The sequence below is a fragment of the Brevundimonas fluminis genome (genome assembly GCF_003934285.1).
Taxonomy (GTDB): Bacteria; Pseudomonadota; Alphaproteobacteria; order Caulobacterales; family Caulobacteraceae; genus Brevundimonas; species Brevundimonas fluminis.
The window spans coordinates 235,264-258,488 of record NZ_RQWJ01000004.1; the positions used below are offsets into that span (position 1 = coordinate 235,264).

25 protein-coding genes and 1 tRNA gene are annotated in these 23,225 nt (G+C 70.2%); 18 read left to right on the forward strand and 8 right to left on the reverse strand.

Going from position 1 to position 23,225, the window contains the following annotated elements:
• Positions 1-89 precede the first annotated feature (89 nt).
• The 7 genes from EFJ44_RS10030 to hflX all read left to right on the forward strand — a co-directional run bounded on the left by EFJ44_RS10030 (position 90) and on the right by hflX (position 7,783).
• The gene (locus tag EFJ44_RS10030) at positions 90-509 is read left to right on the forward strand and encodes an MAPEG family protein (protein WP_125257082.1); all 420 of its coding nucleotides are present in this window, start codon (positions 90-92) and stop codon (positions 507-509) included.
• Between the two features lie 16 nt (positions 510-525).
• Entirely contained in the window at positions 526-1,533 is a 1,008-nt protein-coding gene (gene dusB / locus EFJ44_RS10035; protein ID WP_125257083.1) for a tRNA dihydrouridine synthase DusB, read from the forward strand.
• Positions 1,534-1,593: 60 nt separating this feature from the next.
• On the forward strand, positions 1,594-3,861 hold the full coding sequence (locus EFJ44_RS10040) for a sensor histidine kinase NtrY-like (protein WP_125257084.1): 2,268 nt from the start codon (positions 1,594-1,596) through the stop codon (positions 3,859-3,861).
• Positions 3,862-3,870: 9 nt separating this feature from the next.
• Positions 3,871-5,295 (forward strand): nitrogen assimilation response regulator NtrX, encoded by a 1,425-nt coding sequence (gene ntrX / locus EFJ44_RS10045; protein WP_125257085.1) that lies wholly within the window; start codon positions 3,871-3,873, stop codon positions 5,293-5,295.
• Positions 5,295-6,158: a D-amino-acid transaminase gene (locus EFJ44_RS10050; RefSeq protein ID WP_125257086.1), complete on the forward strand. Its 864-nt coding sequence runs from the start codon at positions 5,295-5,297 to the stop codon at positions 6,156-6,158. The genes ntrX and EFJ44_RS10050 overlap by 1 nt, the downstream gene beginning before the upstream one ends.
• A gap of 83 nt (positions 6,159-6,241) precedes the next feature.
• The gene (gene hfq, locus EFJ44_RS10055; RefSeq protein ID WP_125257087.1) at positions 6,242-6,487 is read left to right on the forward strand and encodes an RNA chaperone Hfq; all 246 of its coding nucleotides are present in this window, start codon (positions 6,242-6,244) and stop codon (positions 6,485-6,487) included.
• A complete protein-coding gene (hflX, locus tag EFJ44_RS10060) occupies positions 6,488-7,783 on the forward strand; it encodes a GTPase HflX (protein ID WP_125257088.1) in 1,296 nt (431 codons plus the stop codon).
• A 58-nt stretch (positions 7,784-7,841) separates the two neighbouring features.
• Here the strand turns inward: hflX and EFJ44_RS10065 are convergent, their stop codons facing one another.
• The 3 genes from EFJ44_RS10065 to EFJ44_RS10075 are packed head-to-tail and all read right to left on the reverse strand — an operon-like array spanning position 7,842 to position 10,395.
• The gene (locus tag EFJ44_RS10065; protein ID WP_241209751.1) at positions 7,842-8,201 is read right to left on the reverse strand and encodes an endonuclease domain-containing protein; all 360 of its coding nucleotides are present in this window, start codon (positions 8,199-8,201) and stop codon (positions 7,842-7,844) included.
• A gap of 59 nt (positions 8,202-8,260) precedes the next feature.
• A complete protein-coding gene (gene mazG, locus EFJ44_RS10070; RefSeq protein ID WP_125257090.1) occupies positions 8,261-9,049 on the reverse strand; it encodes a nucleoside triphosphate pyrophosphohydrolase in 789 nt (262 codons plus the stop codon).
• Positions 9,046-10,395 carry an MFS transporter gene (locus EFJ44_RS10075; RefSeq protein ID WP_125257091.1) on the reverse strand — a complete coding sequence of 450 codons (1,350 nt, stop codon included), beginning with the start codon at positions 10,393-10,395 and terminating at the stop codon, positions 9,046-9,048. The genes mazG and EFJ44_RS10075 overlap by 4 nt, the downstream gene beginning before the upstream one ends.
• A 104-nt stretch (positions 10,396-10,499) precedes the next feature.
• On the opposite strand from EFJ44_RS10075, the gene EFJ44_RS10080 reads away from it, so the two are divergent.
• From EFJ44_RS10080 to ygiD, 4 genes are all read left to right on the forward strand, one after another.
• The gene (locus EFJ44_RS10080; RefSeq protein WP_125257092.1) at positions 10,500-11,378 is read left to right on the forward strand and encodes a M15 family metallopeptidase; all 879 of its coding nucleotides are present in this window, start codon (positions 10,500-10,502) and stop codon (positions 11,376-11,378) included.
• A complete protein-coding gene (locus EFJ44_RS10085) occupies positions 11,371-11,802 on the forward strand; it encodes a hypothetical protein (RefSeq protein ID WP_241209752.1) in 432 nt (143 codons plus the stop codon). Before EFJ44_RS10080 ends, EFJ44_RS10085 begins: the two co-directional genes overlap by 8 nt.
• 90 nt (positions 11,803-11,892) lie before the next feature.
• Entirely contained in the window at positions 11,893-12,504 is a 612-nt protein-coding gene (gene wrbA, locus EFJ44_RS10090) for an NAD(P)H:quinone oxidoreductase (protein ID WP_125257093.1), read from the forward strand.
• Positions 12,501-13,256 (forward strand): 4,5-DOPA-extradiol-dioxygenase, encoded by a 756-nt coding sequence (gene ygiD / locus EFJ44_RS10095; protein WP_125257094.1) that lies wholly within the window; start codon positions 12,501-12,503, stop codon positions 13,254-13,256. Before wrbA ends, ygiD begins: the two co-directional genes overlap by 4 nt.
• Here ygiD and pyrC read toward each other — a convergent pair.
• The 4 genes from pyrC to ruvX are packed head-to-tail and all read right to left on the reverse strand — an operon-like array spanning position 13,253 to position 16,918.
• Complete coding sequence (gene pyrC / locus EFJ44_RS10100) at positions 13,253-14,527, reverse strand: dihydroorotase (RefSeq protein WP_125257095.1); 1,275 nt, start codon at positions 14,525-14,527, stop codon at positions 13,253-13,255. The two genes, ygiD and pyrC, sit on opposite strands and share 4 nt — an antisense overlap.
• Positions 14,524-15,507, reverse strand: a complete 984-nt coding sequence (locus tag EFJ44_RS10105; RefSeq protein WP_125257096.1) for an aspartate carbamoyltransferase catalytic subunit — start codon at positions 15,505-15,507, stop codon at positions 14,524-14,526. The genes pyrC and EFJ44_RS10105 overlap by 4 nt, the downstream gene beginning before the upstream one ends.
• Positions 15,508-15,530: 23 nt before the next feature.
• Positions 15,531-16,454, reverse strand: coding sequence for an AEC family transporter (locus EFJ44_RS10110; RefSeq protein WP_125257097.1), 924 nt, complete (start codon positions 16,452-16,454; stop codon positions 15,531-15,533).
• Positions 16,454-16,918 carry a Holliday junction resolvase RuvX gene (ruvX, locus tag EFJ44_RS10115; RefSeq protein ID WP_241209792.1) on the reverse strand — a complete coding sequence of 155 codons (465 nt, stop codon included), beginning with the start codon at positions 16,916-16,918 and terminating at the stop codon, positions 16,454-16,456. The genes EFJ44_RS10110 and ruvX overlap by 1 nt, the downstream gene beginning before the upstream one ends.
• A 70-nt stretch (positions 16,919-16,988) precedes the next feature.
• Here ruvX and EFJ44_RS10120 point away from each other — a divergent pair, with 70 nt between their 5' ends.
• From EFJ44_RS10120 to gatA, 4 genes are read left to right on the forward strand one after another with little or no spacing between them, the layout of a single operon-like run.
• Complete coding sequence (locus tag EFJ44_RS10120) at positions 16,989-17,504, forward strand: hypothetical protein (RefSeq protein WP_125257099.1); 516 nt, start codon at positions 16,989-16,991, stop codon at positions 17,502-17,504.
• Positions 17,501-18,100: a class I SAM-dependent methyltransferase gene (locus EFJ44_RS10125; protein ID WP_125257100.1), complete on the forward strand. Its 600-nt coding sequence runs from the start codon at positions 17,501-17,503 to the stop codon at positions 18,098-18,100. The genes EFJ44_RS10120 and EFJ44_RS10125 overlap by 4 nt, the downstream gene beginning before the upstream one ends.
• A gap of 56 nt (positions 18,101-18,156) precedes the next feature.
• Positions 18,157-18,444: an Asp-tRNA(Asn)/Glu-tRNA(Gln) amidotransferase subunit GatC gene (gene gatC, locus EFJ44_RS10130; RefSeq protein WP_125257101.1), complete on the forward strand. Its 288-nt coding sequence runs from the start codon at positions 18,157-18,159 to the stop codon at positions 18,442-18,444.
• Positions 18,441-19,919, forward strand: a complete 1,479-nt coding sequence (gene gatA, locus EFJ44_RS10135) for an Asp-tRNA(Asn)/Glu-tRNA(Gln) amidotransferase subunit GatA (protein WP_125257102.1) — start codon at positions 18,441-18,443, stop codon at positions 19,917-19,919. Before gatC ends, gatA begins: the two co-directional genes overlap by 4 nt.
• Before the next feature lie 14 nt (positions 19,920-19,933).
• On the opposite strand, the gene EFJ44_RS10140 is transcribed toward gatA, so the two are convergent.
• Positions 19,934-20,007, reverse strand: a tRNA-Cys gene (locus EFJ44_RS10140).
• A gap of 166 nt (positions 20,008-20,173) precedes the next feature.
• Between EFJ44_RS10140 and EFJ44_RS10145 the strand changes: the two genes are divergently transcribed.
• From EFJ44_RS10145 to EFJ44_RS10155, 3 genes are all read left to right on the forward strand, one after another.
• On the forward strand, positions 20,174-20,806 hold the full coding sequence (locus EFJ44_RS10145; RefSeq protein WP_125257103.1) for a protein-L-isoaspartate O-methyltransferase family protein: 633 nt from the start codon (positions 20,174-20,176) through the stop codon (positions 20,804-20,806).
• A gap of 120 nt (positions 20,807-20,926) precedes the next feature.
• A complete protein-coding gene (locus EFJ44_RS10150; protein ID WP_125257104.1) occupies positions 20,927-22,483 on the forward strand; it encodes a TolC family outer membrane protein in 1,557 nt (518 codons plus the stop codon).
• 107 nt (positions 22,484-22,590) lie between these two features.
• On the forward strand, positions 22,591-23,172 hold the full coding sequence (locus EFJ44_RS10155) for a DUF2497 domain-containing protein (protein ID WP_125257105.1): 582 nt from the start codon (positions 22,591-22,593) through the stop codon (positions 23,170-23,172).
• Positions 23,173-23,225: the final 53 nt, after the last annotated feature.

The following is a 23,225-nucleotide window of genomic DNA, read 5'->3' on the forward strand; positions in this document are numbered from 1 at the left end:
GGCTTCTAGTCAGGCGCGGGCCGGCTGGCGAGGGGCGTTGCGCGCGGCGCGTCGCGGGCGCAGCATCCCCTTGAGGGAGAGGGCATTCCATGACGCAGACCATTCTCGCGCCGGTGATGACGCTGGTGCTCTGGTCGCTGGTGATGTGGGCGTGGCTTTACGTCACGCGCATCCCGGCGATGCGGAAGGCGCGGATCAAGCTGGATCCCGAGGCGCCGACGGGAGCGCTGACCCAGTCGCTGCCGCCGCGGGTGCGGTGGAAGGCCGACAACTACAACCACCTGATGGAGCAGCCGACGATCTTCTACGCGACGGCGCTCGCGCTGGCGGTGGCGGGGTCTGGCGGCGGACTGAACCTCTGGCTGGCGTGGACCTACGTCGGGCTGAGGATCGCGCACAGCCTGGTGCAGGCGCTGGTCAACGTCATCCTGCTGCGGTGGGCGCTGTTCATGGCGGCGAGCGGGGTGCTGGTCGTTCTGGCGGTCCGGGCGGCGGTGCGGGTGTTCTGAATCCTCCGGGCGCCGTATGAGGCGCCGCGTGACGACCCAGACCCTTCAGATCGGCGACGTGACGGTGCCCGGCCGGGTGCTGATGGCGCCCATGACCGGCATCACCGACCTGCCGTTCCGGCGGCTGGCCAGCCGGCTGGGCGCGCCCTACGTGGCGACGGAGATGGTGGCCTCGACCGAGCTCGCGCGCGGTCGGCCGGACGTGGTGCGGCGCGCCGCCGTGGGCGAAGGCTTGCCGCTGACGGTGATCCAGCTGGTGGGACGCGACCCGACCAGCATGGGCGAGGGGGCGCGCATGGCCGAACAGGCGGGCGCCGACCTGATCGATCTGAATTTCGGCTGTCCGGCCAAGGAGGTCACCGGCGCGGCGGCCGGTTCGGCGCTGATGCGGCATCCTGAACTCGCGGTGCGGATCATCGACTCCGTCGTGAAGGCGACGTCGCGGCCGGTGACGGTGAAGATGCGTCTGGGCTGGGACGATCGCGACCGGAACGCGCCGACGATCGCGGCGCGGGCGCGCGACGTGGGCGTCAAGGCCGTCACCGTGCATGGGCGCACGCGGTGCCAGTTCTACACCGGGACGGCCGACTGGGATGCGGTGGCCGAGGTCAAGGCCGCAGTGGACGTGCCCGTCATCGTCAACGGCGACGTGACGTCGGCGGGCCACGCTCGGGAAGCGCTGGACCGATCCGGCGCGGACGCGGTGATGCTGGGGCGGGGGGTGTACGGACGCCCGTGGCTGGCGGCCGACATGCAGGCGGCCCTGGACGGGCGCACGGCCGGGGCGGAGCCGGGAGCGGCGCAGCGGCATGCTCTGGTGGTGGAGCATTTCCGCGCAGTGCTGGAGTTCTACGGCGAAGTGTTGGGGCTGCGCATGTTCCGCAAGCATCTCGGCTGGTACGTCGAACAGGCGCCCTGGCCGGCGGATCCGGGGGACCGACGTACGGCCAAGGCGAGGCTTTGCCGCCTGGAACGGCCGGAAGAGGTTGAGGAGGAGTTGGCCATACTTTGGCGGCTGAAGTGACGCGGTTCGGCAACTGACCTGTTGATTTTGCGCAACAGCTCGGGGAGAGTGCCTGTCCGCATGAGCTCGTCGACGACCCCGCAGGACGCCCCGAGCCCCGCGCTGACCGCGCGGGCGCCCCTGCTTCCGCTGCTCTCGGGCATGAGCGGCCGCCCCCTGTTCGCCCTGGCCTACGTCGTCGCCTTCCTGATCGTCGGGGGCGCCATCTGGGTGGTGGCGACCGCCCCGTCGGCCCCGGGCGTGGAGGCGGACCGGAACTTCACCAGTCAGATCGTGCTGGCGGCGCTGATCGGCAATCTGCTGATCATCGGGACCCTTGCGATCGTGGTGGCGCGCCAGGTGCTGGCGCTGGTGCGGGACCGATCGCGTGCCGGGGCGCGGCTGCACCTGCGGTTCGTCACCCTGTTCTCGCTGGTCGCGGTGGCGCCGGCCGTCGTCATCGCCCTGGTCTTCGGCGTGCTGGTCAGCCGCGGGGTCGACCAGTGGTTCAGCAAGAACGTGAGCGACGCCGTCGAGAACGGCGCCGACATCGCCCGGGCCTATCTGCAGGATGTCGGCGGGACGCTGGAAGCGGACCTGTCGACCATGGCCAACGAGCTCACGGCTCCCGAGGCGACTTCCGGCTTCCGGGAGAACCGGATCTGGTTCTCGACCCTGCTGGCGCAGACCGCGGGAATCTTCGGTTATCCCGCCCTCTACATCATCGACGGCGAGGGGCAGGTCCTGGCCCGCGGTGAACTGCCCGGGGCGCCGCCCTACCGCGTTCCTCCGCCCGCGGATCTGGAGCTGGCCGCCGCCGGAGAGGAGGCGCCGAGCGGGGTCACCGAGGGGCCCGACGCGGTCCGCGCCCTGTATCCGCTGACGGGCTATGGCGACGCCTACCTCTATGCCGTCCGGCCGCTGCAGCCGGGCCTGATCTCCCAGATGCGCAACAGCGAGCAGTCGATCGTCGCCTACCGCCAGGCCGAGCAGAGCCGCGAGCGCCTCCAGTGGGCGTTCGCGCTGAGCTATCTGGAGACGGCGCTTCTGGTGCTGGTGGGGGCGGTCGGACTGGGCATGGCCGCCGCCAGCGCCATTTCGGCGCCGATCGGGCGGCTGATCTCAGCCGCGGACCAGGTGGCGGCCGGCGACCTGTCGGCGCGCGTCGACGAGCCGTCGGACGTCGACGATCTGGCCGCGCTGTCGAACGCCTTCAATCGCATGACGGGGGACCTTCAGGCGCAGCAGACGGCCCTGCTGGCCGCCAGCGAAGAGGCGGTTGGGCGCAGCCGGTTCATCGAGACGGTGCTGTCCGGCGTGTCGGCGGGGGTGATCGGCCTTGACCGCAAGGGGCGGATCTCCGCGGTGAACGAAAGCGCGGTTTTGCTGCTCGGCATCGCCGAGACCGAGCTGATCGGCATGACCCTGGCCGAGGTGTCGCCAGAACTGAGCGACCTGCTCAAGCGGGGCGAGGCGCACATCGAGGAGGACGTCGACGTCACGCGCGAGGGCGAGACGCGACGGCTGCGCGTGCGGATCGAGGGCGGTCTGGGCGGCGAGATGGTGCTGACCTTCGACGACATCACCCGGCTGGTCACCGCGCAGCGAAACGCCGCGTGGCGGGACGTGGCGCGCCGCATCGCTCACGAGATCAAGAACCCGCTGACGCCGATCCAGCTGTCCGCCGAGCGCCTGCGCCGTCGTTACCGCAGCCGGGTGGAGGACGACGTCGAGACCTTCGACCGCTGCACCGAGACGATCATCCGGCAGGTCGGCGACATCGGCCGGATGGTCGACGAGTTCTCGTCCTTCGCCCGCATGCCCACCCCGCGCTTCACGGCCGCGAATCCGGCCGAACTGCTGCGCGAGGCGGTGTTCGCCCAGCGGGTGGCGCATCCGGACGTGGCGGTGGAGATGCCGAAGCCGCCGGCGAAGGTCGTCGCCCACTGGGACGGCCGCATGGTCGGCCAGGCCCTGACCAACATCCTGAAGAACGCCGGGGAGTCCGTGCTGGCGCGGCGCGCCGTCGAGGGCCCCGGCGATCCCGAGGCTACGGCCATCGTCGCGCGGCTGACGGTCGAGGACCATCAGGCGTGCTTCATCGTCGAGGACGACGGCATCGGGCTGCCCGAGAAGGACCGGGACCGGCTGACCGAACCCTATGTGACGACGCGCGAGAAGGGCACCGGCCTGGGCCTCGCGATCGTGCGGCGCATCTGCGAGGACCATGGCGGCGAGCTGAAGCTGGGCGACGCCGAGACCCTGCGCGGGGCGCGGATGACCCTGGTGTTTCCCTTGAAGCCGGGCGTGACCCGGACCCCTGCGACTGCAAACGCGACGGCGAGCTAGCGAGGCGAGATGCGACCCACAGGCGCTGACATTCTGGTCGTGGACGACGAGGCGGACATCCGGGAACTGGTGTCCGGCCTGCTGGAAGACGAGGGCCACGCCGTGCGCGTGGCGTCCAACTCCGACGAGGCGATCGCCGCCATCCGCGCGCGGCGGCCTTCGCTGGCCCTGCTGGACATCTGGATGCAGGGCGGCGGCCTCGACGGGCTGGAACTGCTGGACGTCATCAAGGGCGTCGACGAGGACCTGCCGGTCGTCATGATCTCCGGCCACGGCAACATCGAAACGGCCGTCAGCGCGCTGAAGCGCGGCGCCTACGACTTCATCGAGAAGCCGTTCAAGTCAGACCGTCTGGTGGTCGTGATCCAGCGGGCGCTGGAGGCGGCGGCGCTGAAGCGCGAGAACAGGCGGCTGCGGACGCAGGTGATGGCCCCGCCGGGGCTGATCGGCAAGTCGGCGGCGGCCCAGACGCTGCGCGCGACCATCGCCAAGGTGGCGCCCGCCAACAGCCGGGTGCTGATCTCGGGCCCTCCGGGATCGGGCAAGGAGCTGGTGGCCCGCCAGATTCACGACGCCAGCCCTCGCGCGCGCTGCGAGTTCGTGGCCATTTCGGCCGCCGGGATGACGCCGGAGCGGCTGGACGTCGAACTGTTCGGCGAGGAGGGCGACCAGGGCCGCCCGCACAAGGTGGGCGTGTTCGAGCGCGCCCATGGCGGCACCCTGTATCTGGACGAGGTCGCGGACATGCCGCGCGAGAGCCAGAGCCGCATCCTGCGCGTGCTGGTCGAGCAGCGATTCCGCCGCGTCGGGGGCGAACAGGACGTGCAGGTCGACGTCCGCGTCGTGTCGTCCAGCAGCCGCGATCTGAAGGTGGAGATCGAGCAGGGCCGGTTCCGCGAGGATCTGTTCCACCGCCTGAACGTGGTGCCGGTGCGGGTGCCGCCGCTGTCCGAGCGTCGCGAGGACATCGCCGAACTGGTCGAGCATTTCGTGGAGTCGATCTGCGCCGCCCAGGGCCTGACGCGTCGTCGCATCGCCGACGACGCGGTGGCGGTGATGCAGGTTCACCCGTGGCCGGGGAACGTGCGGCAGCTGCGCAACAACGTGGAGCGGCTGCTGATCCTTGCCTCCGGCGAGGCGGACGAGCCGATCACGGCGGACATGCTGCCGCAGGAGGCGTCGACGTCGTCGGGCGGCGGCGGCCTGGGGGCCGACAGGATCATCGCCCTGCCGCTGCGCGAGGCGCGTGAGGTGTTCGAGCGCGAGTATCTGTCGGCGCAGATCATGCGCTTCGGAGGCAACATCAGCCGCACCGCCGGATTCATCGGGATGGAGCGGTCGGCGCTGCACCGGAAGCTGAAGTCGCTGGGGGTCTCGCCCTCTCGCGGCGGGGACGAGGATCTGGACGGGACGGGCGGGGAGGGCGAGGGCTGATGTCGCGAGTCGCCTACGTCAACGGCGTCTATCGTCCGCATCGGGACGCCGTGGTCCATGTGGAGGATCGGGGCTACCAGTTCGCCGACGGCGTCTATGAGGTGTGGTCGGTATTCGAGGGCCGGCTCGCCGACTTCGACGCGCACATGACCCGGCTCCATCGCAGCCTCGACGAATTGAGGATCCGAATCCCGATGACGCGCGAGGCGCTGACGCAGGTGCTGCGCGAGACGGTGCGACGCAACCGGGTGCGTGACGGCCTGGTCTACATCCAGGTGACGCGGGGCACGGCGCGGCGCGACCATGTCTTTCCGGGCGAGGAGACGGCGCCCAGCGTGGTGGTGACCGCCCGGCCGATGGACATGCGCAAGGCCGAAGCCTCGGCCAGGAAGGGCGTGGCGGTGATCACCCAGCCGGACATCCGGTGGGGCCGATGCGACATCAAGACGGTGGGTCTGCTGCCGAACGTGCTGGCCAAGCAGGCGGCGCGCGAGGCGGGCGCGGCCGAGGCGTGGATGGTCGACGAGATGGGTCTGGTCACCGAGGGCGGATCGACCAACGCGTGGATCGTGGACGAGCATGGCGTCCTTCGGACCCGCGACGTTCAGGCCAACATCCTGCGCGGCTGCACCCGCGCGGCGCTGCTGGAACTCGTGCGCGAGACGGGGATCACCTTCGACGAACGGGCCTTCACCGTCGAGGAGGCGAAGAGGGCGAAGGAGGCCTTCTACACCGCCGCCAGCGCCTGGGTGATGCCGGTGATCTCGGTCGACGGCGCGAAGATCGGCGACGGCAAGCCGGGCGAGATCACGAGGCGGCTGCGCAAACTGTATCTTGAACGGGCGCGCGAAGAGGCCATCTAGCCGTTGCTCCGGCGCGTCATCGACCGCTAGGGTGCCGCACCGCCCGACCGGACGGAAACAACAAGAACAGGGGCCAACCCGCCATGTCGCAAGACAAACGCCAGAACCTGCAGGACACCTTCCTGAACGCGGTCCGCAAGACCAAGACGCCCCTGACCATCTTCCTGGTCAACGGGGTCAAGCTGCAGGGCATCGTGACCTGGTTCGACAATTTCTGCGTGCTGCTGCGCCGGGACGGCCAGTCCCAGTTGGTCTACAAGCACGCCATCTCGACCATCATGCCGTCGGCGCCCGTGCAGCTGTACGAGCCCGACGCCGAAGAAGACTGATTGTCCAAACACATCGATCATGCCGTCCCGCTGATCCGGGCCGTCGTCGTCCATCCCGACCGGCGCGAGGGCGCGGACCGGGCGGCGGCCGAACGTCTGGAGGAGGCCACAGGTCTGGCCCGCGCGCTGGACCTGGACGTCCGCGCCCAGGAGATCGTGCGCGTGCGCAAGCCCGTGCCTGCGACCCTGTTCGGATCGGGCAAGGTCGAGGAGCTGGCGGCGCTGGTGCGGGCGGCCGAGGCCGAGGCCGTGGTGGTCGACGACCAGCTGAGCCCTGTGCAGCAGCGCAATCTTGAAAAGGCCTGGGACGCCAAGGTCATCGACCGCACCGGGCTGATCCTGGAAATCTTCGGCCGCCGCGCGCGGACGCGGGAAGGCAAGCTGCAGGTCGAGCTGGCGCGGCTGGAGTACGAGCGCTCGAGGCTGGTGCGGACCTGGACCCATCTGGAGCGTCAGCGCGGCGGCACCGGGTCGACCGGCGGCCCCGGCGAGACCCAGATCGAGATCGACCGCCGACTGATCGCCGACCGCATCGTCAAGCTGAAGGGCGAGTTGGAGGAGGTGCGGCGCACGCGCGGCCTGCAGCGGAAGCAGCGGGCCAAGGCCCCGCATCCGACCGTGGCGCTGGTCGGCTACACCAATGCCGGCAAGTCGACGTTGTTCAACCGGCTGACGGGGTCCGAGGTGCTGGCCAAGGATCTGCTGTTCGCCACGCTGGACACGACCCAGCGGACGCTGAAGCTGCCGCAGGGGCGGCCGGCGATCATCGCCGACACCGTGGGCTTCATCTCCGACCTGCCGCACGAACTGGTCGACAGCTTCCGCGCGACGCTGGAGGAGGTGGGCGAGGCCGACCTGATCCTGCATGTGCGGGACATAGCGTCGGAGGACACCGAGGCGCAGGCCAAGGACGTCGAGGCGGTGCTGAAGCAGATCCCGCCGGTCGAGGGCAAGGCGCGGCGCGTGCTGGAGGTCTGGAACAAGATCGACCTGCTGACGCCCGAGGCGCGCGAGCTGGCCGAGGGGCAGGCCGCGCGGGCGGGCGAGGGTGGGGCCGTGCCGGTCTCGGCCTGGACCGGCGAGGGGATCGAGGCCTTGCGTCGGGCGATCGCCGACCGCATCGACGACGAGCCGGAGATGGAGCTGACGCTGGAACCCTCGCAGGGCGAGGCGCTGGCCTGGCTGTACGAGAACGGCCGCGTGACGGGGCGCGAGACGGACGCCGAGGGGCGGACGCGGGTCACGGTGCGGCTGCACCCCGCGGCGCTGGGGCGGTGGGAGCGGGCGTTCGGCTGACCCGTCTCCTCCCCATCGGAACGGTGGGGAGGCGGACCGCGAAGCGGTGGAGGGGCGCCTACCGCGAGCTCCGTTCGGCCGCGACCTGCGTGATGAACGCGCCCACCCCATCGAGTTCGGTGCGAACGTCCTCGGCCGCGATCCGGATTACGCGAATGCTCTGACCGGTGAGCCATAGGGTGCGCTCGGCGTCGTGTCGCATCTGATCCGGGCGGTCGTGGCCTTGTCCATCCATTTCAACGGCCAGCTTCGTCTCGGCGCAGTAGAAGTCGAGGATGTGGAAGCCGACAGGAGGCTGGCGACGGAACTTCAGTCCTTCGATCTGGCCCCGCCGCACCGCACTCCAGAGGCGCGCTTCCGGTGGCGTGAGGGCGCGACGCATCTTGCGGGCGCGTTCGACCAGTTGCCGCGTGGCCAAGAGTCCCCTCCACCGCTTCGCGGTGCCCCTCCCCATTCCTGCGGAACGGGGAGGAGACGTCAACGGCGCTCCGCCGCCTTCGCCGCATCCCACAGCGCGTCCATCTCGGCCAGATCGCTCTGGTCCGGGGTGCGTCCGCCTTTGGCCAGCTCCGCCTCGATGAAGTGGAAGCGGCGGACGAACTTGGCGTTGGCGCCGCGGAGGGCGTCCTCGGGTTCGACGCCCAGTTTGCGGGCCAAGTTGGCGACGACGAAGAGGAGGTCGCCCATTTCTTCGGCGGCCTTGCGCGCGTCGCCGGCGGCGATCTCGGCCTTCAGTTCGGCGATCTCCTCCTCCAGCTTGGCGAACACCTCGTCGGTGGACGGCCAGTCGAAGCCGACGCGGGCGGCGCGCTTGGTCAGCTTGGCGGCGCGGTGCAGGGCGGGCAGGCCGACGGGGACGTCGTCCAGCACGCCGTGCTGGGCTTTCTCGGCGCGCTCGGCGGCCTTGATGTCCTCCCATCGCAGCTTCTGCGAGGCGCCGTCGGGGCGGGCGGCCTCCTCCCCAAAGACGTGGGGATGGCGGCGCTCCAGCTTGTCGGCGATGGCGGCGGCGACGTCGTCGAAGGCGAAAAGACCTTTCTCTTCCGCCATGCGGGCGTGGAAGATCACCTGGAACAGCAGATCGCCGAGCTCGGAGCGCAGGTCGTCGAAGTCGCCGCGGTCGATGGCGTCGGCGACCTCATAGGCCTCTTCCAGCGTGTAGGGCGCGATGGTGGCGAAGGTCTGCTCCACGTCCCACGGGCAGCCGCCGACGGGGTCGCGCAGGCGGACCATGATCGATTTCAGGCGCTCGATCGGGGCGGTCATGCGGCTTCCCCGTCGCGGGCGGCCAGTTTGGCGCGGACCTCGGCGTGGGCTTCCGGCGTCAGCGGATAGATGCGCAGCACCAGCGCCGAGACCAGCAACAGGACGACCGGCGCGGCGATGAACAGCCATTGCAGGCCCAGGATCACGCCGGGTTCGTTCACCGCGCCCGGCGCGGGATCGAAGCCGATCCATTCCAGCACGGCGAAGGCGCCGACCGAAAACGCATAGCCCAGCTTGGACGTGGCGTTCAGGATGGAGAACAGCAGGCCCGTCCGGTCGGCGCCGTCGTCCAGCCGCACGGCGTCCGACGCGTCGGCCATCATGGCGCGCAGGAGCAGGTCGGCCGCGCCGAAGGCCAGTCCCGTGCCGAAGATGGCGGCCAGCGCGGAGGGAAAGTCTCCGGCCGGCACCAGCAGTGTGGCGGCGGCGAAGCTGGCGGCGAAATAGACGCTGCCGACCGCGAGCGCCCGGTGCTTGCCCACGCGCGTGGCCAGCCAGGCCCAGAGGGGCGCCCCGACCAGACCGGCGACGAAATAGACCAGCAGCAGGATCGAGGTCTGGTCGCGCTCGAACCCGCGCGCCTGCTCGAAGAAGTAGAAGAACAGCACGCCGATCAGCCCGCGCGCGGCGCCCAGCAGCAGGTCGGACAGCAGCAAGCGACGCAGGACGGGCTTGAGGATCAGCTTCAGCGTCGCGCCCACGCCCCCGTGGGGCGGCGGGGCGACGTTGCGGGGCTCGGGCGTGAACAGGAAGGTGACGAGAAGGGCGATCGGCAGCAGGCCCACGATGAAGCCGCCCTGCATGCGCACGGCTTCGACGTAGGACTTGCCCAGCATCTCCTGCGCCACGACGGGGATCAGCAGCACCGCCAGCACGCCGACGATGTTGGCCACCTGCCACCAGCCGTAGATGCGCGACCGCTGGTCATAGTCGGGCGACAGGACGGCGGCCCAGCTCATCTGGCTGAGCAGGCTGATCGAGTAGCCGAGGTACATGACGACCAGCCAGACCGCGAGGTGGGTCGCGTCGGCGCCCCGGCCGACGAAGAACAGCATGGCGACCGAGATCATCAGGATGGGCGCGCCGATCGCCATCCAGACCCGATAGCGGCCCCACTTCGTCGAAGTGCGGTCGATGACCATGCCGAGGAAGGGGTCCACCACGATGTCGGCGAGGCGGACGATCAGGAAGATCAGGCTGACGGCGGCCAGCGGCACGCCGACGTGGCTGGCGTAGAACTCGGGCAGGGTGACGTAGACCGGCAGGCCCAGTGACGCATACGGCAGGCACGAGGCGGCGAAGGCGGCGAGCGTCGCGTTGGAGCGGCGCGGGGCGGCGGTCGTCATGGAGGGCTCCGGGCCGCGAGTCGGCCGCCGAAACCTTGCCAGCCTTTTCGCCGCGACGGGAGCGCGCACTTGATGCGGACGGGGGAGTCGGGCCTTCTGCGGCCATGAGGCGGACCCTGCTCCTTCTTGCCGCGACGGCCGGCCTGGCGACGGCCGGCGCCGCGCGGGCGCAGGACGACGTCTGCGCCGCCTCTCACCCCGGCATGTGGGGCGGCTCGGCGGAAACCAACGGCAACTCGCTTTGGGGCATGACCTGGTCGCCGTTCGGCACGGTGGAATACGGCTGGGAGACCTATCTGCCCCTGATCCAGCGCGAGCTGTCCACGCCGTGCGGCCCCGGCACGCCGGCTTTCGCCGAGGCATTGGCGCGTTTCCAGGAGCGGCACGACCTGACGGTCACCGGACAGTTCGACGGCGCGACCTTCCAGGTGTTTCGCGGCATCTGGCAGGAGCGGCGACCCTTCATCATGGCCCGTGTGCGCGGAGAGGAGTGTCCGGAGGCCGCGTCGCAGCGGGATCTGGGCTACCTTCAACTGGACGAGGAGCACGCGGACCGGATCACGCGGCTGCTGCGCTATGACGTGCTGCACGCCTATCGCGCCATGCGGGCGGCGGCGCGGCGCGAGGTGCCGGAGATCGCGGCCGATCCCGAGCTGCTGCAGATCTTCTCGGGCTGGCGGGACCCGGCGGCCGACGCCGCGCGTTGCGCGGCGGAAGGCAACTGCGATGGTCAAAGGCGCGCGGTCTGCTCGCCGCACCGCACCGGCACGGCGGTCGATCTGTACGTCGGCCACGTCGAGGGTCTGGGCGTCGACTCGACCAGTCCGGTCAGCCGCCAGTACATGAGCCGGGGGGCGACCTATCGCTGGCTGGTGCAGAACGCCCACCGATTTGGATTCGTGCCCTATGTCTTCGAACCCTGGCACTGGGAATGGACCGGACCCACACCCGAGACCGAGGCCTATTCTCACCCGGTTGACTGAGGGCGAAGCGGCCCTGGCCGCGCGGGTGTTCGGCACGGCGCTGGACGTGGCGCGGGTGCGCGTGCTGGCGACGCCGTTTCCCCGCGCATTCGTGCCCGGACGCTGGTTCGGGGTCGACTGGATCTGCTGGCCGCGCGCGACGCTGTCTCACGATCTGAGCGCGAGCCCGCTGTCCGTGCGGGCGACGTTCGTCCACGAGCTGGTGCACGTCTGGCAGGCACAGGCGGGGACCAACCTGCTGTTCGCCAAGCTGAGGGCCGGAGACGGGCCCCAGGCCTATGCCTACGTCCCCGTGCCCGACTGCGTCTGGGATGGGCTGAACATCGAGCAACAGGCAATGGTGGTGGAGCACCGCTATCGCCTTGAAGAGGGTGGAACCGTGCCGGCCGACCGAGCCTTCTATGACCGGGTCTGTCCTTTTTGACGCACGGGGCTTGAAGGCCCGGATCTGTTCGCCATTTCCGTAACCATTACGGTGACGAATGTGCGTCACCAGCGCAGACGGAGGGCGACTATGCCGAAGATCCTGGTTCTCTATCACTCCACCTATGGCCACACCGAGCGGATGGCAGAGGCCGTGGCCGAAGGGGCGCGGTCGGTCGAGGGCGCGACCGTGGACGTCAGGCGGGCGCCGGAACTGGTGCCCGAGGAGCTGGCGAAGAAGAGCGGCTACAAGCTGGATCAGGCGGCCCCGATCGCGAAGCCGGAAGAATTGGCCGACTATGACGCCGTGATCGTCGGCGCGGGCACGCGGTACGGCACGGCGGCCAGCCAGATGCGCAATTTCCTCGACCAGACCGGTCCGCTGTGGGCCAAGGGCGCGCTGGTCGGCAAGGTCGGCTCGGCCTTCACTTCCACCGCGACCCAGCACGGTGGACAGGAGACGACCCTGATCGGCCTGATCCAGACCCTGCTGCACCACGGCATGCTGATCGCCGGCCTTCCGTATGCCTGGCAGGGTCAGTCGCGCATGGACGAGATCACCGGCGGCAGCCCCTACGGCGCCACCACCATCACCGGCGGCGACGGCTCGCGTTTTCCGTCCGACAATGAGCTGGAAGGCGCGCGTTGGCAGGGCCGCTACGTCGCGGAGACGGCGGCGAAGCTGGAGAAGGGCAGGGCGTGAGCCAGCCCGCGGTCTTCTTCGGCCACGGCTCCCCGATCAACGCCCTGGGCGGGCCCCACGCCGACGCGTGGGGCAGGCTGGGCCGGGAGATCGGCAAGCCGAAGGGCGTCGTCATGATCTCCGCCCACTGGGAGACCGAAGGGTTGCGCGTGACGGCGCAGGCGGATCCGGAGACGATCCACGACTTCCGCGGGTTCCCGGCCGAGCTTCATGCCTACCGGTATCCGGCGCCCGGCTCTCCGGCGCTGGCGGAGCGCGTCGCAGCCCTCACGGGCGCGACGCCGGTCAAGGAGTGGGGCCTCGATCACGGAACATGGTCCGTCCTGGCCCACGTCTGGCCGGAAGCCGACGTGCCGGTCGTGCAGCTGTCTCTGGACCGTGGTCTGGACGCGGCGGGCCACGTCGAGACCGCGCGCCGGCTCACGGTCCTGCGTGACGAAGGCGTGGCGATCGCGGGTTCGGGCGATTTCGTCCACAATCTGCGGACCTGGAAGCGCGACGGCGGCGACGCCTATCCGTGGGCTGCGTCGTTCAACGAGGCGGTGAAGGCAGCCCTTCTGCGCGACGACGTCGAAGCCCTGACGAACTGGATCGACCTCGCCGAGGAGGCGCAGTTGAGCGTGCCGACCGACGAGCACTTTCTGCCGCTGCTCTATGTGGCCGCGCAGCGTCGAAGGGACGACGCGGTGGAGTTCTTCAACGACGTGATCGAGGGCGGATCCATCTCGATGACGGGCGTCAGGATCGGCTAGCCGAAGATCCTCCGACCGCCGACCCAGGTCGCGGCGACCTTGCCCTGCAGTCGCCGACCGTCGAAGGGCGAGTTGCGGGATTTGGAGCGCAGGGCGTCGGCGTCGATCACCACCGGCGCGTTCGGGTCGAACAGCACGAAATCGGCGGGCGCGCCGGCCGTCAATCGGCCTCCGTCCAGTCCCAGCAGCTCTGCGGGGCCGAGCGTCAGGGGGCGCAGAACCTCCAGCAAGGTCAGCTCGTGCTCGTGGTGAAGCGTCAGCGCCGCCGCGAGCAGGGTCTCCAACCCGACGGCGCCGGGCGCGGCCTGGGCGAAGGGGCGGCGCTTGTCTTCCGCAGGCGCCGGCGTGTGGGCCGAGGTGATGACCTCGATCCTTCCGTCGCGCACGCCCTCGATCATCGCCAGCCGGTCGCTCTCTGCCCGCAGCGGGGGATCGAGCCGGTAGAACGTGCGCCAGTCGCCGGCGTCGAGATCGTTGAAACAGAGATGATTGATCGAGACGCTGGCGGCGACCTGCAGGCCGCGTGCACGTGCCCGGTCCAGCGAGTCCAGCGCCGCCTCCGTCGAGATCAGATCGACCAGAATCCGGACGCCGGTGAGCTCGGCCAGCGTGAGGTCGCGATGCAGCTGGATCCGCTCCGCCAGGGCCGGAGCGGCGGCGAGGCCCGCCCACGCCGCGGCGTCTCCCGCCGTGGCCACCGCGCCGTCGTTCAGCCATGGCTCCACGGGACGAACCGCGACGAGCGCGTCGAAGGCGGCGGCATAGGTCATGACGCGCTGAAGGGCGCGGCTGTTGACGATCGTGTGGTCGCCGTCGGTGAAGTATGCGGCGCCGGCTTCGTCCATCAGCCCGATCTCGGCCATGCGTTCGCCCGAGCAGCCCCGGGTCAGAGCTCCGGCCGCAAGGACCCGGACGAGATCGAGGGCCGCCCCGCGCCGGTGGATGAAGTCCACCATTGCCGGATCGTCGACCGCCGGGTCGACGTCGGGCTGGACGACGATGGTCGTGACGCCTCCGGCCGCGGCCGCGAGGCTCGCCGACTTCAGCGTCTCCTTGGGCTCGGCGCCGGGCTCGCCGGTCTTGACGCGCACGTCGATCAGTCCGGGCGCCAGGCACAGCCCTTCGGCCTCGACGATCTCGACGCCGGAGGGCGCGGAGCCGCCGGCGGCCACGTCGACGATGCGGCTGTCCTCGACCAGCAGGGCGCCCGTCGCGTCCAGGCCCGACGCCGGGTCCAGCAGGCGGGCGTTGACGACGGCGAAGGCGGTCATCGGCCACCTCCATGACGGCGCTCGGTCAGGGCGGCCAGCACCGCCATGCGCGCGGCCACCCCCATCTCGACCTGCTGCTGGATCAGGGAGACGGTCAGATCGTCGGCGACGTCGGAATCGATCTCGACCCCCCGGTTCATCGGCCCGGGGTGCATGACCTTGGCCCCCGGCGCGGCCCAGGCCAGCTTCTCGCGATCCAGGCCCCAGAAGCGGAAATATTCCCGGGTCGAGGGGATCAGGGCGCCCTCCATCCGCTCCAGCTGCAGGCGCAGCATCATGACGACGTCGGCGCCGGCCAGGCCCTCGCGCATGTGGTGGAAGACCTCGCAACCCCACCGGGCGGCGGCGGAGGGGATCAGGGTCGGCGGCCCCACGAGGCGAACGCGGGCGCCCAGCATGGACAGAAGCGCGATGTTGGACCGCGCCACGCGGCTGTGGGCCACGTCGCCGCAGATGGCGACGGTCAGGCCGCCCACGTCGCCGAAGGTGCGGCGGATGGTCAGGGCGTCCAGCAGGGCCTGGGTCGGGTGCTGATGACGGCCGTCGCCGGCGTTGACGACGGCGCAGCCGACCTTCTGCGACAACAGATGCGCCGCGCCGGACGCGCCGTGGCGCACGACGAGAATCTCCGGCGCCATGGCGTTCAGGGTCACCGCCGTGTCGATCAGGGTCTCGCCCTTGGCCACCGAAGAGGCCTGAACCGGCATGGTGACGACGTCGGCGCCCAGGCGCTTGGCCGCGATCTCGAAGGAGGAGGAGGTCCGGGTCGAGTTCTCGAAGAACAGGTTCACCACCGTGCGCCCCGCCATCAGGTCCAGCGGGCGCGATGAGGTCTGACGATTGTGCTCGGCGAAGGCGTCCGCGAGGTCCAGCAGCGCGTGGGCGGCTGGAGGATTGAGGTCGGTCGCCGACAGGAAATGGTCGGTCGGAAACGGCGTCAGCCGCTCTGCGATCGCGTCGGGGACGGCGGCTTCGGTCATCAAAGCCGCGTCATAGGCCAGACTCAGGCCAGATGGAACAGCACCAGCAGGATCGGGATGACGGCGGCGGCGGCGACCGTGGTCAGGGCGACGACTCCGGCCATCAGGGGGGCGTCGCCGCCCATCTGCCGCGCGAGCATGTAGCTGGCCGCCGCGCCGGGGGCCGCGCCGCACATCAGGGCTATGCCCTGGGCCGTCGCGTCGCCGCCGTAGAGGACGCACAGCCCCCACATCAGCGGCGGAGTGATCCCCAGCTTGACGAAGGTCACCGCGGCGATCGTGATCTTGCGCCGCGCCACCTCGGCGAAGCTGAGGCCGGCGCCGGCCACGATCAGGCCCAGCGGCAGGGCGGCTGCGCCCAGCAACTCCAGCGTGTCGGACAGACCGGGCAGGCGCGGCACGCCCGCCATGTTCAAGGCCAGTCCGATCAGGCAGGCGACCAGGATGGGGTTGGTCAGGATCGCGCGCGCCAGCGTCAGCGGCGACATCGGCTTGCGGTCGGCGCCCCAGCGCTCCAGCACGACGACGCACAGGATGTTGGTCACCGGGATCATCGCGCCGATGACGACGGCGGCCAGCGCCAGGCCGTCGGGCCCGTAGACCGACTGGATCACCGGCAGGAAGACGAAGCTGTTCCAGCGGATCACGCCCTGGAAGACGCTGGTGTAGGCGGGGCCTTCCAGCCGGATCAGCGGCTTCAGCAGCAGGGTGATCGTGGCGATGACGAGGACCGAGGTCACCGCCGCCAACCCGGCCGCGCCCGCGCCGCCGCCGGAGATGTCGGCGCTCCAGATCGCGGGGATCAGGAAGCCGGGATAGAGGAGGTTGATCGACAGCTTTTCGATCGGCCGCCACGTCGCGTCCGGCAGGAAGTCCGATTTGCGCAGGCCGTAGCCGACGGCGATCAGGACGAAGACCGGCAGGACCCCGGCGAGCAGGGCGCCCATCAGCCCCTCAGCCGGTCCAGCGCGCCCTGCAGGATCCAGGCGGCGGCGGTGCGGTCGATCACCTGCGCCCGACGCTTGCGATTCAGGTCGAGGTCCTCGATCAGGAAGCGCTCCACCGCGCTGGTCGACAGGCGCTCGTCCTGAAAGGCGACCGGCACGGCGCGCAGGCGCTGGAGGTTGCGGGCGAAGGCTCGGCAGGACTGGGCCCGCGGGCCCTCGCTGCCGTCCATGTTCAGCGGCAGGCCGATCACGAGACCGGAGGCCTGGCGGGCGTCCATCAGTTTCAGCAGGGCGTTGGCGTCGTCGGTGAACTTCGCCTTGCGGATCAGCTGCAGCGGACTGGCGATCACGCGACCGGGATCGGACGTGGCCACGCCGATGGTCTTCTCGCCGAGGTCCAGGCCGAACCACGGCGTGTTCGGGGGAGTCTGCTCGCGGAGCTGCTCAAGGGTCAGGTCGATCACCTTGCGGCGGTGGGGCTGGCGCGGCCGCAAGTCAAGGCGCAAGCTGCCGCGAAACCGAGGGGTGGGACACATGAGATCCATCATCATGTCGGCCGTGGCGACGCTGATGCTGGCCGGCTGCGACGCGACGCAGGACGGCCCCGTGAAGGACAAGACGCCCCCTGAACGTCCGGCGACCGGGCCGCTCACGCCGACCGGCCCGGCCCAGACCCTGTCGGCCGATGCGGACCCGAACCTGCAGCAGGCCGCGGCCGTGGTCGAACTGACGCCGGTCGAGGGGCAGGGCGCGCTGACGGTCAAGATGTTCGGCACGGCCGGCGGCGATCCGGCGATGAACGGCCTCTACACCTACGTCGCCTTCTTCATCGATCCGGCCGAGGGCTGGCGCGTCTTCAGGATCGGCGACTTTCTGGACTACCGGGTGTTGTCGGCCGGACCCGGCCGCGTGGAGCTGGAGATCGACGAGAGCACCATGGATCCCGAAACCAGCGAGATCGGTTCCACGACCCGTCGTCTGATCGTCGGCTGGGCGCCGGGCGCGGACGGCGCGGCGCCGGTGGCCGTCACGGTCACGCCGGCCAGGTGAGCGAGGACCGCCGCCGGTCGGTCGAGGCCTATGACTCCTGTGCCGGGACCTATGCTGAGATCACGCGGAACGGCCATCCCGAGACCCGGGAGGCCCTGAGGCGGTTCGCCGACGCGGTCGGCGAAGGAGCGCGGGTGCTGGAAGTGGCGTCCGGCCCCGGCTGGGACGCCGATTTTCTGGAGTCGCGCGGCGTGACGGTGCGGCGCACCGATCTGTCGGAGGGCTTCATCGGGTTTCAGACGTCGCGGGGAAAGACCGTCGAGCGGCTCGATCTGCTCGACGACGATCTGGGCGGGCCGTGGGACGGCCTCGTCGGCCTGTATGTGCTTCAACACGTCGCGCGCGTCCGGACCGACGAGGTCGTCGCCCGCATGGCCGCCGCCCTTCGTCGCGGCGGCGTGCTGCTGATCAGTTTTCAGGAAGGAGAGGCAGAAGACGAGCGGGCGGGGGCTGAAGGCGGAATCTCCGAGCCGGTGCGGCGAAGTCAGGAAGAGATGCGCGACGCCGTCGAGCGGGGCGGGCTGGAGATCGTTTCGTGGCACGGGATCGAGGGCCGCGAGGCGGACTGGGTCCTCCTGATCGCGTACCGTCCTTGAGATTTGACCATCGCGCGGCTAATCCCGCGCCTTCACCGCACGTGCAGGAGGGCCGCATGGCCATCGACGCCGCGACGGTGCGCAAGGTCGCGCATCTCGCCCGGATCAAGACGCCCGAGGACCGGCTGGAGCCCCTGGCCGCCGAGCTGAACGGCATCCTGGCCTGGATCGAGCAGCTTAACGAGGTCGACGTGGAGGGCGTGGAGCCGATGACGTCAAACGTCGCCCAGCCGCTGCGCCTGCGCGATGACGTCGTGACCGACGGCGCCAAGGTCGACGCCGTGCTGTCGAACGCGCCGAAGTCGGCGGACGGATTCTTCGTGGTGCCGAAGGTGGTGGAATGAGCGAGCTGACCACCCTGACGCTGAAGGCCGCGCTGGACGGGCTGAAGGCGCGCAAGTTTTCCTCGGAAGAGATCACCACGGCGTTCCTTGGCCGCATCGAGGCGGCCAACCCGACGCTGAACGCCTACGTCGAGGTGACCGCCGACAAGGCGCTGGGCATGGCGCGCGCCGCCGACGCACGGCTGAAGGCCGGCGAGGCGGCGCCGCTGCAGGGCGCGCCGCTGGGGATCAAGGACCTGTTCTGCACCGACGGAGTGCAGACGACGGCGGGTTCCAACATGCTGCGCGGCTTCGTGCCGCCGTATGAATCCACCGTCACCGCCAACCTGTGGCGCGACGGGGCGGTGATGCTGGGCAAGCTGAACATGGACGAGTTCGCCATGGGCTCGTCCAACGAGACCAGCGCCTTCGGCCCCGTGGTCAATCCGTGGAAGTCGAAGACGTCCAACGCCGACCTCACGCCCGGCGGCTCGTCCGGCGGCTCCGCGTCGTCGGTGGCGGGGGACCTGTGCCTGGCGGCGACGGCGTCGGACACGGGCGGGTCGATCCGCCAGCCGGCGGCCTTCACCGGGACGGTCGGCATCAAGCCGACCTACGGCCGGGCCAGCCGCTTCGGCATGGTCGCCTTCGCCAGTTCGCTGGATCAGGCCGGGCCGATCACGAAGACGGTCGAGGATGCCGCGATCCTGCTGCGGTCGATGTGCTCGTTCGATCCGAAGGATTCCACCAGTCTGGACGTCGAGACGCCCGACTGGACGCAGTCGCTGAACAAGGGCGTCAGAGGCCTGCGCATCGGCGTGCCCAGGGAATACGTCGTCGACGGGATGCCGGCCGAGATCCAGAAGCTATGGGATCAGGGCGTCCAGTGGCTGAAGGACGGCGGCGCCGAGATCGTCGAGATCAGCCTGCCACACACCAGATACGCCCTTCCGGCCTATTACATCATCGCTCCCGCCGAGGCGTCGTCGAACCTGGCGCGCTACGATGGCATGCGCTTCGGCCATCGCGCGGCCGAGGCGAAGTCGCTGACGGATCTGTACGAGACCAGCCGGGCCGAGGGGTTCGGCAAGGAGGTCCAGCGTCGCCTGACCATCGGCGCCTATGTCCTGTCGGCCGGATTCTACGACGCCTATTACGTCCGCGCTCTGAAGGTGCGCCGCCGCATCGCCCAGGACTTCGACGACGTCTGGGGTCGGGTGGACGCGATCCTTACGCCGTCGACGCCGTCGGCGGCCTTCGCCTTGGGCGACAAGCAGATCGACCCGCTGCAGATGTATCTGAACGACATCTTCACGGTGACCGCCAATCTCGCGGGCCTGCCGGGAATCTCCGTTCCCGCCGGCGTGGATTCGGGCGGCCTGCCGCTGGGGCTGCAGGTCATCGGCAAGGCGCTGGACGAGGCGACGGTTTTCCAGGTGGCCGACGCGCTGGAACGCGCCGCCGGGTTCACGGCGCGTCCGGATCCGTGGTGGTGATCTGAGGATCGCGATGGAGGCCTGACCGAGAATCGAACTCGGGTACGCGGATTTGCAGTCCGCTGCGTCACCACTCCGCCATCAGGCCGCGGGGCCTTTCGGGGGCCCGCGTCATCGCGAGGGGCGTCAGCTATCAGATCGGATGACGCGCCGCAACGCGACTTTGAAATCAACGCGCCGTGACCGTATTGACGGTTCCCCAAGGGCGCGCCTTCGCCTATAAGCGCGCTGCAAATCAACAGCTGGTGACAAACATGGACATGACCGCGGCGCGCAAGGCGATGGTGGACAGCCAGGTCCGCGTCAACGACGTCACCGACCGGGCGCTGCAGGCGGCTCTGCTGGCCGTGCCGCGCGAGAAGTTCTGCGCCCCGGGCCGCGAGTTCTCGGCCTACGCCGAGGTCGAGGTCGAGATCGTCCCGGGCCGCAGCCTGATGGAGGTCCGGGAGGTCGCGAAGATGCTGCAGTTCGCCGTGCCGCGCGAGGGCGAACGGGCGCTGGCGATCGCCGGCCCGTACGCCGCGGCCGTGCTGTCGCGGATGGGACTGACGGTCACGGCCCAGGAAGCGGATCCCGCGGTGTTCGACGTGGTCGGCGCGGCCCTGGAAGAACAGGGGGTGACTCCGGTCGTCGCGCCGCTGGCCGAACCGCATGGCGAGGGCTGGGACCTGATCGTCAGCGAGGGCGGCGTGCCGACGGCGCCCCACGCGTGGCTGGGGGCGCTGCAGCCCGGCGGACGTGCCGTGTTCGTGGAGCGCGCCGGACCCGTGGGTCGGGCCGTCCTGTACGTGCGGGGCGAGCATGGAGGCATTTCGCGGCGCGAGCTGTTCGACGCGGCGCCGCCGGTGCTGGACGCCCTGCGACCGGCCCCCGCCTTCGCGCTGTGACGACGGATCGGGGCGCGTCGCGCGTGAATAAAACTTAACTGGCGTGCGGCAGAGGGTTTCCGCACTTACCTCGGTCACAATACGGCGCCGCTCCCCCGGCGCGGGTCTCAAGGTCTGAACATGCTGAACCACACCCGAGCGTTGGTTTCCGCCGCCGTCCTGGCCGTCGCGGCCGGTCTGGCCGCCCCCGCCTTCGCGCAGGAGACGCTGGGGAGCGCAGCCGACCTCGCCTACCGCACCAATCCCACCGTGCTGGGCCAGCGGGCCAGCCAGCGGGCCCTCGACGAGTCGGTGCCCCAGGCGCGGGCGGGGCTGCGCCCGTCGATCGACGTCTCGGCCAGCGCGAACTACAATTTCTCCGACAGCGCGGGCGGCGCCCGCGAGATCGACACCGACGGCGACGGAATCCCGGACACCACCATCAACGTGCCGGCGTCCAACAACGACTCGACCTCAGGAAGCGTCAGCATCGGCCTGTCCCAGACCCTGTGGTCGGGCGGCCGCATCGGTCTGGGCATTTCGGTCGCCGAGGCCAACGTCATGGCCGGCCGCGAGAACCTTCGCGGAGTCGAGCAACAGGTGCTGGCTTCGGTGATCCAGGTCTATGCCGACGTGCTGCGCGACGAGGAGATCCTGCGCATCCGCGAGTCGAACCTGACCGTGCTGGAGCGCCAGCGTGATGAAGCCAACGCCCGCTTCGAGGTCGGCGAGATCACCCGAACGGACGTTGCGCAGGCCGAGGCGCGACTGGCCCAGTCGCAGGCCGATCTGGCCAATGCCCGCGCCCAACTCGCCGTGAGCCGCGCCGCCTACGCCGCCGTGGTCGGTCAGGCGCCGGGCACGTTGACCCCTCTGCCGCAGCTTCCCGGCGTCCCGGCGGACTTCGACTCGGCCCTGGCCGTGGCCCTTGACGAGAATCCGGACATCCGCTCCGCGGTCTATGGTCTGGCCGCTGCGGAGGGCCGCGTCGCCCTGGCGCGCGCCGAATATTTGCCGTCGGTGCGCGCGACCGCGTCCTACGGCGGCTCGACCAACGATCTGGGCGACCTGGGCCAGTTGGCGGACGAGACCTCGTTCCGCGCCGGCGCGACCCTGTCGGTGCCGATCTTCACCGGCGGGCTGAACGGCTCGCGCGTCGCCCAGGCGCTGGAGCAGGCCAACGTCGCCCAGATCGCCATCGAGGGCGAACGCCGCGGCGTCTTGCAGTCGGTGTCCAACGCCTATGCCCAGCTGGTCTCGGCACGCGCCACGGTGCTGGCGGGCGAGGAGGCGGTGCGCGCCGCCACCGTCGCGGCAGAAGGCGTGCGTCAGGAGGCGCAGGTCGGCCTGCGCACCACCCTGGACGTGCTCAACGGCGAGCTGGAGCTCCGCAACGCCGAGGTCGCCCTGGCCACCGCGCGGCGCAACGAGTACGTGGCCCAGGCCAACCTGCTTCTGGCCATGGGCCGGCTGGACATCACCGTGCTGGCTCCGGGCGCGGAGGTCTATGATCCGGCCGCGAATTACGACCGCGTGCGCAACCGGGGCGCCTTGCCGTGGGAAGGCGCGATCGAGGCGCTGGACCGCATCGCGGCCCCTCCGATCACCGCCACGCCGGATGCGCCCGACGCGCCGATCGATCAGCGGTTGAAGGGCGACGTGATCCGGACGGCGCCGGGCGAGCTGCGTCCGTATTAACCTGAGAGGCGAAAACGTCCGTTGATTCCGCCTGCCGATGGTGCGACGACAGGACGTCCCTTCACGCCGCCGACCGCCCGTCGCGACGCTCCGTCCAAGGTTGAACCATGACCGATCAGACCGCTCAGGAACCGACGATGGAGGAGATCCTGGCGTCGATCCGCCGGATCATCTCCGAAGACGATGCCCCGGCCGAGACGGCCCAGGCGGCGGCCCCCGAGGTCGCGCCCGCCTATGAGCCGGAGCCCGAGCCGGTCGACGTTTCGCCGGCGATGATGGACGAGACGCCGTCGACGCAGGACGATGACGTTCTGGAACTCACCGACCGCTACGAAGAGCCGGCCGCCGAGACCATCGGCGACCTGGACGTGACCCCCTCCGCGCCCGAACCTGTCCAGGCTCCTGAGCCGGAGCCGTTCCCGGCGGCAGCCGCGCCCGCGCCGTCTGGCGACGGATTGATCGGCGCCGCCGCGGCGGGCGCCGCCGCCTCCGCCTTCGCCGGCCTGACCGCCGCCGTCCGCAAGCCGGCCGAGCCGGATCTGCCGGCGGGCGCCGGGACTTCGCTGGAAGCCTTGGTGGGCTCTCTGCTTCGGCCGATGCTCAAGGAGTGGCTGGACGCCAACCTGCCGGCCATCGTCGAGACCCAAGTACGCAAGGAAGTCGAACGCATCGCCCGGAACGCCGGCTGAGCCCCCTCGCACCTTCGCCAACCCTTCAAGGGCGGCTCCCGGGGCGGGGCCGC

Bases quoted from the DNA above. Each gene is read 5' to 3' on its own strand.
- EFJ44_RS10030 (WP_125257082.1), top strand. From the start codon at position 90: ATGACGCAGACCATTCTCGCGCCGGTGATGACGCTGGTGCTCTGGTCG.
- dusB (WP_125257083.1), top strand. From the start codon at position 526: ATGAGGCGCCGCGTGACGACCCAGACCCTTCAGATCGGCGACGTGACG.
- EFJ44_RS10040 (WP_125257084.1), top strand. From the start codon at position 1,594: ATGAGCTCGTCGACGACCCCGCAGGACGCCCCGAGCCCCGCGCTGACC.
- ntrX (WP_125257085.1), top strand. From the start codon at position 3,871: ATGCGACCCACAGGCGCTGACATTCTGGTCGTGGACGACGAGGCGGAC.
- EFJ44_RS10050 (WP_125257086.1), top strand. From the start codon at position 5,295: ATGTCGCGAGTCGCCTACGTCAACGGCGTCTATCGTCCGCATCGGGAC.
- hfq (WP_125257087.1), top strand. From the start codon at position 6,242: ATGTCGCAAGACAAACGCCAGAACCTGCAGGACACCTTCCTGAACGCG.
- mazG (WP_125257090.1), bottom strand. From the start codon at position 9,049: ATGACCGCCCCGATCGAGCGCCTGAAATCGATCATGGTCCGCCTGCGC.
- EFJ44_RS10075 (WP_125257091.1), bottom strand. From the start codon at position 10,395: ATGACGACCGCCGCCCCGCGCCGCTCCAACGCGACGCTCGCCGCCTTC.
- EFJ44_RS10080 (WP_125257092.1), top strand. From the start codon at position 10,500: ATGAGGCGGACCCTGCTCCTTCTTGCCGCGACGGCCGGCCTGGCGACG.
- wrbA (WP_125257093.1), top strand. From the start codon at position 11,893: ATGCCGAAGATCCTGGTTCTCTATCACTCCACCTATGGCCACACCGAG.
- pyrC (WP_125257095.1), bottom strand. From the start codon at position 14,527: ATGACCGCCTTCGCCGTCGTCAACGCCCGCCTGCTGGACCCGGCGTCG.
- EFJ44_RS10105 (WP_125257096.1), bottom strand. From the start codon at position 15,507: ATGACCGAAGCCGCCGTCCCCGACGCGATCGCAGAGCGGCTGACGCCG.
- EFJ44_RS10110 (WP_125257097.1), bottom strand. From the start codon at position 16,454: ATGGGCGCCCTGCTCGCCGGGGTCCTGCCGGTCTTCGTCCTGATCGCC.
- EFJ44_RS10120 (WP_125257099.1), top strand. From the start codon at position 16,989: ATGAGATCCATCATCATGTCGGCCGTGGCGACGCTGATGCTGGCCGGC.
- gatC (WP_125257101.1), top strand. From the start codon at position 18,157: ATGGCCATCGACGCCGCGACGGTGCGCAAGGTCGCGCATCTCGCCCGG.
- gatA (WP_125257102.1), top strand. From the start codon at position 18,441: ATGAGCGAGCTGACCACCCTGACGCTGAAGGCCGCGCTGGACGGGCTG.
- EFJ44_RS10145 (WP_125257103.1), top strand. From the start codon at position 20,174: ATGGACATGACCGCGGCGCGCAAGGCGATGGTGGACAGCCAGGTCCGC.
- EFJ44_RS10150 (WP_125257104.1), top strand. From the start codon at position 20,927: ATGCTGAACCACACCCGAGCGTTGGTTTCCGCCGCCGTCCTGGCCGTC.
- EFJ44_RS10155 (WP_125257105.1), top strand. From the start codon at position 22,591: ATGACCGATCAGACCGCTCAGGAACCGACGATGGAGGAGATCCTGGCG.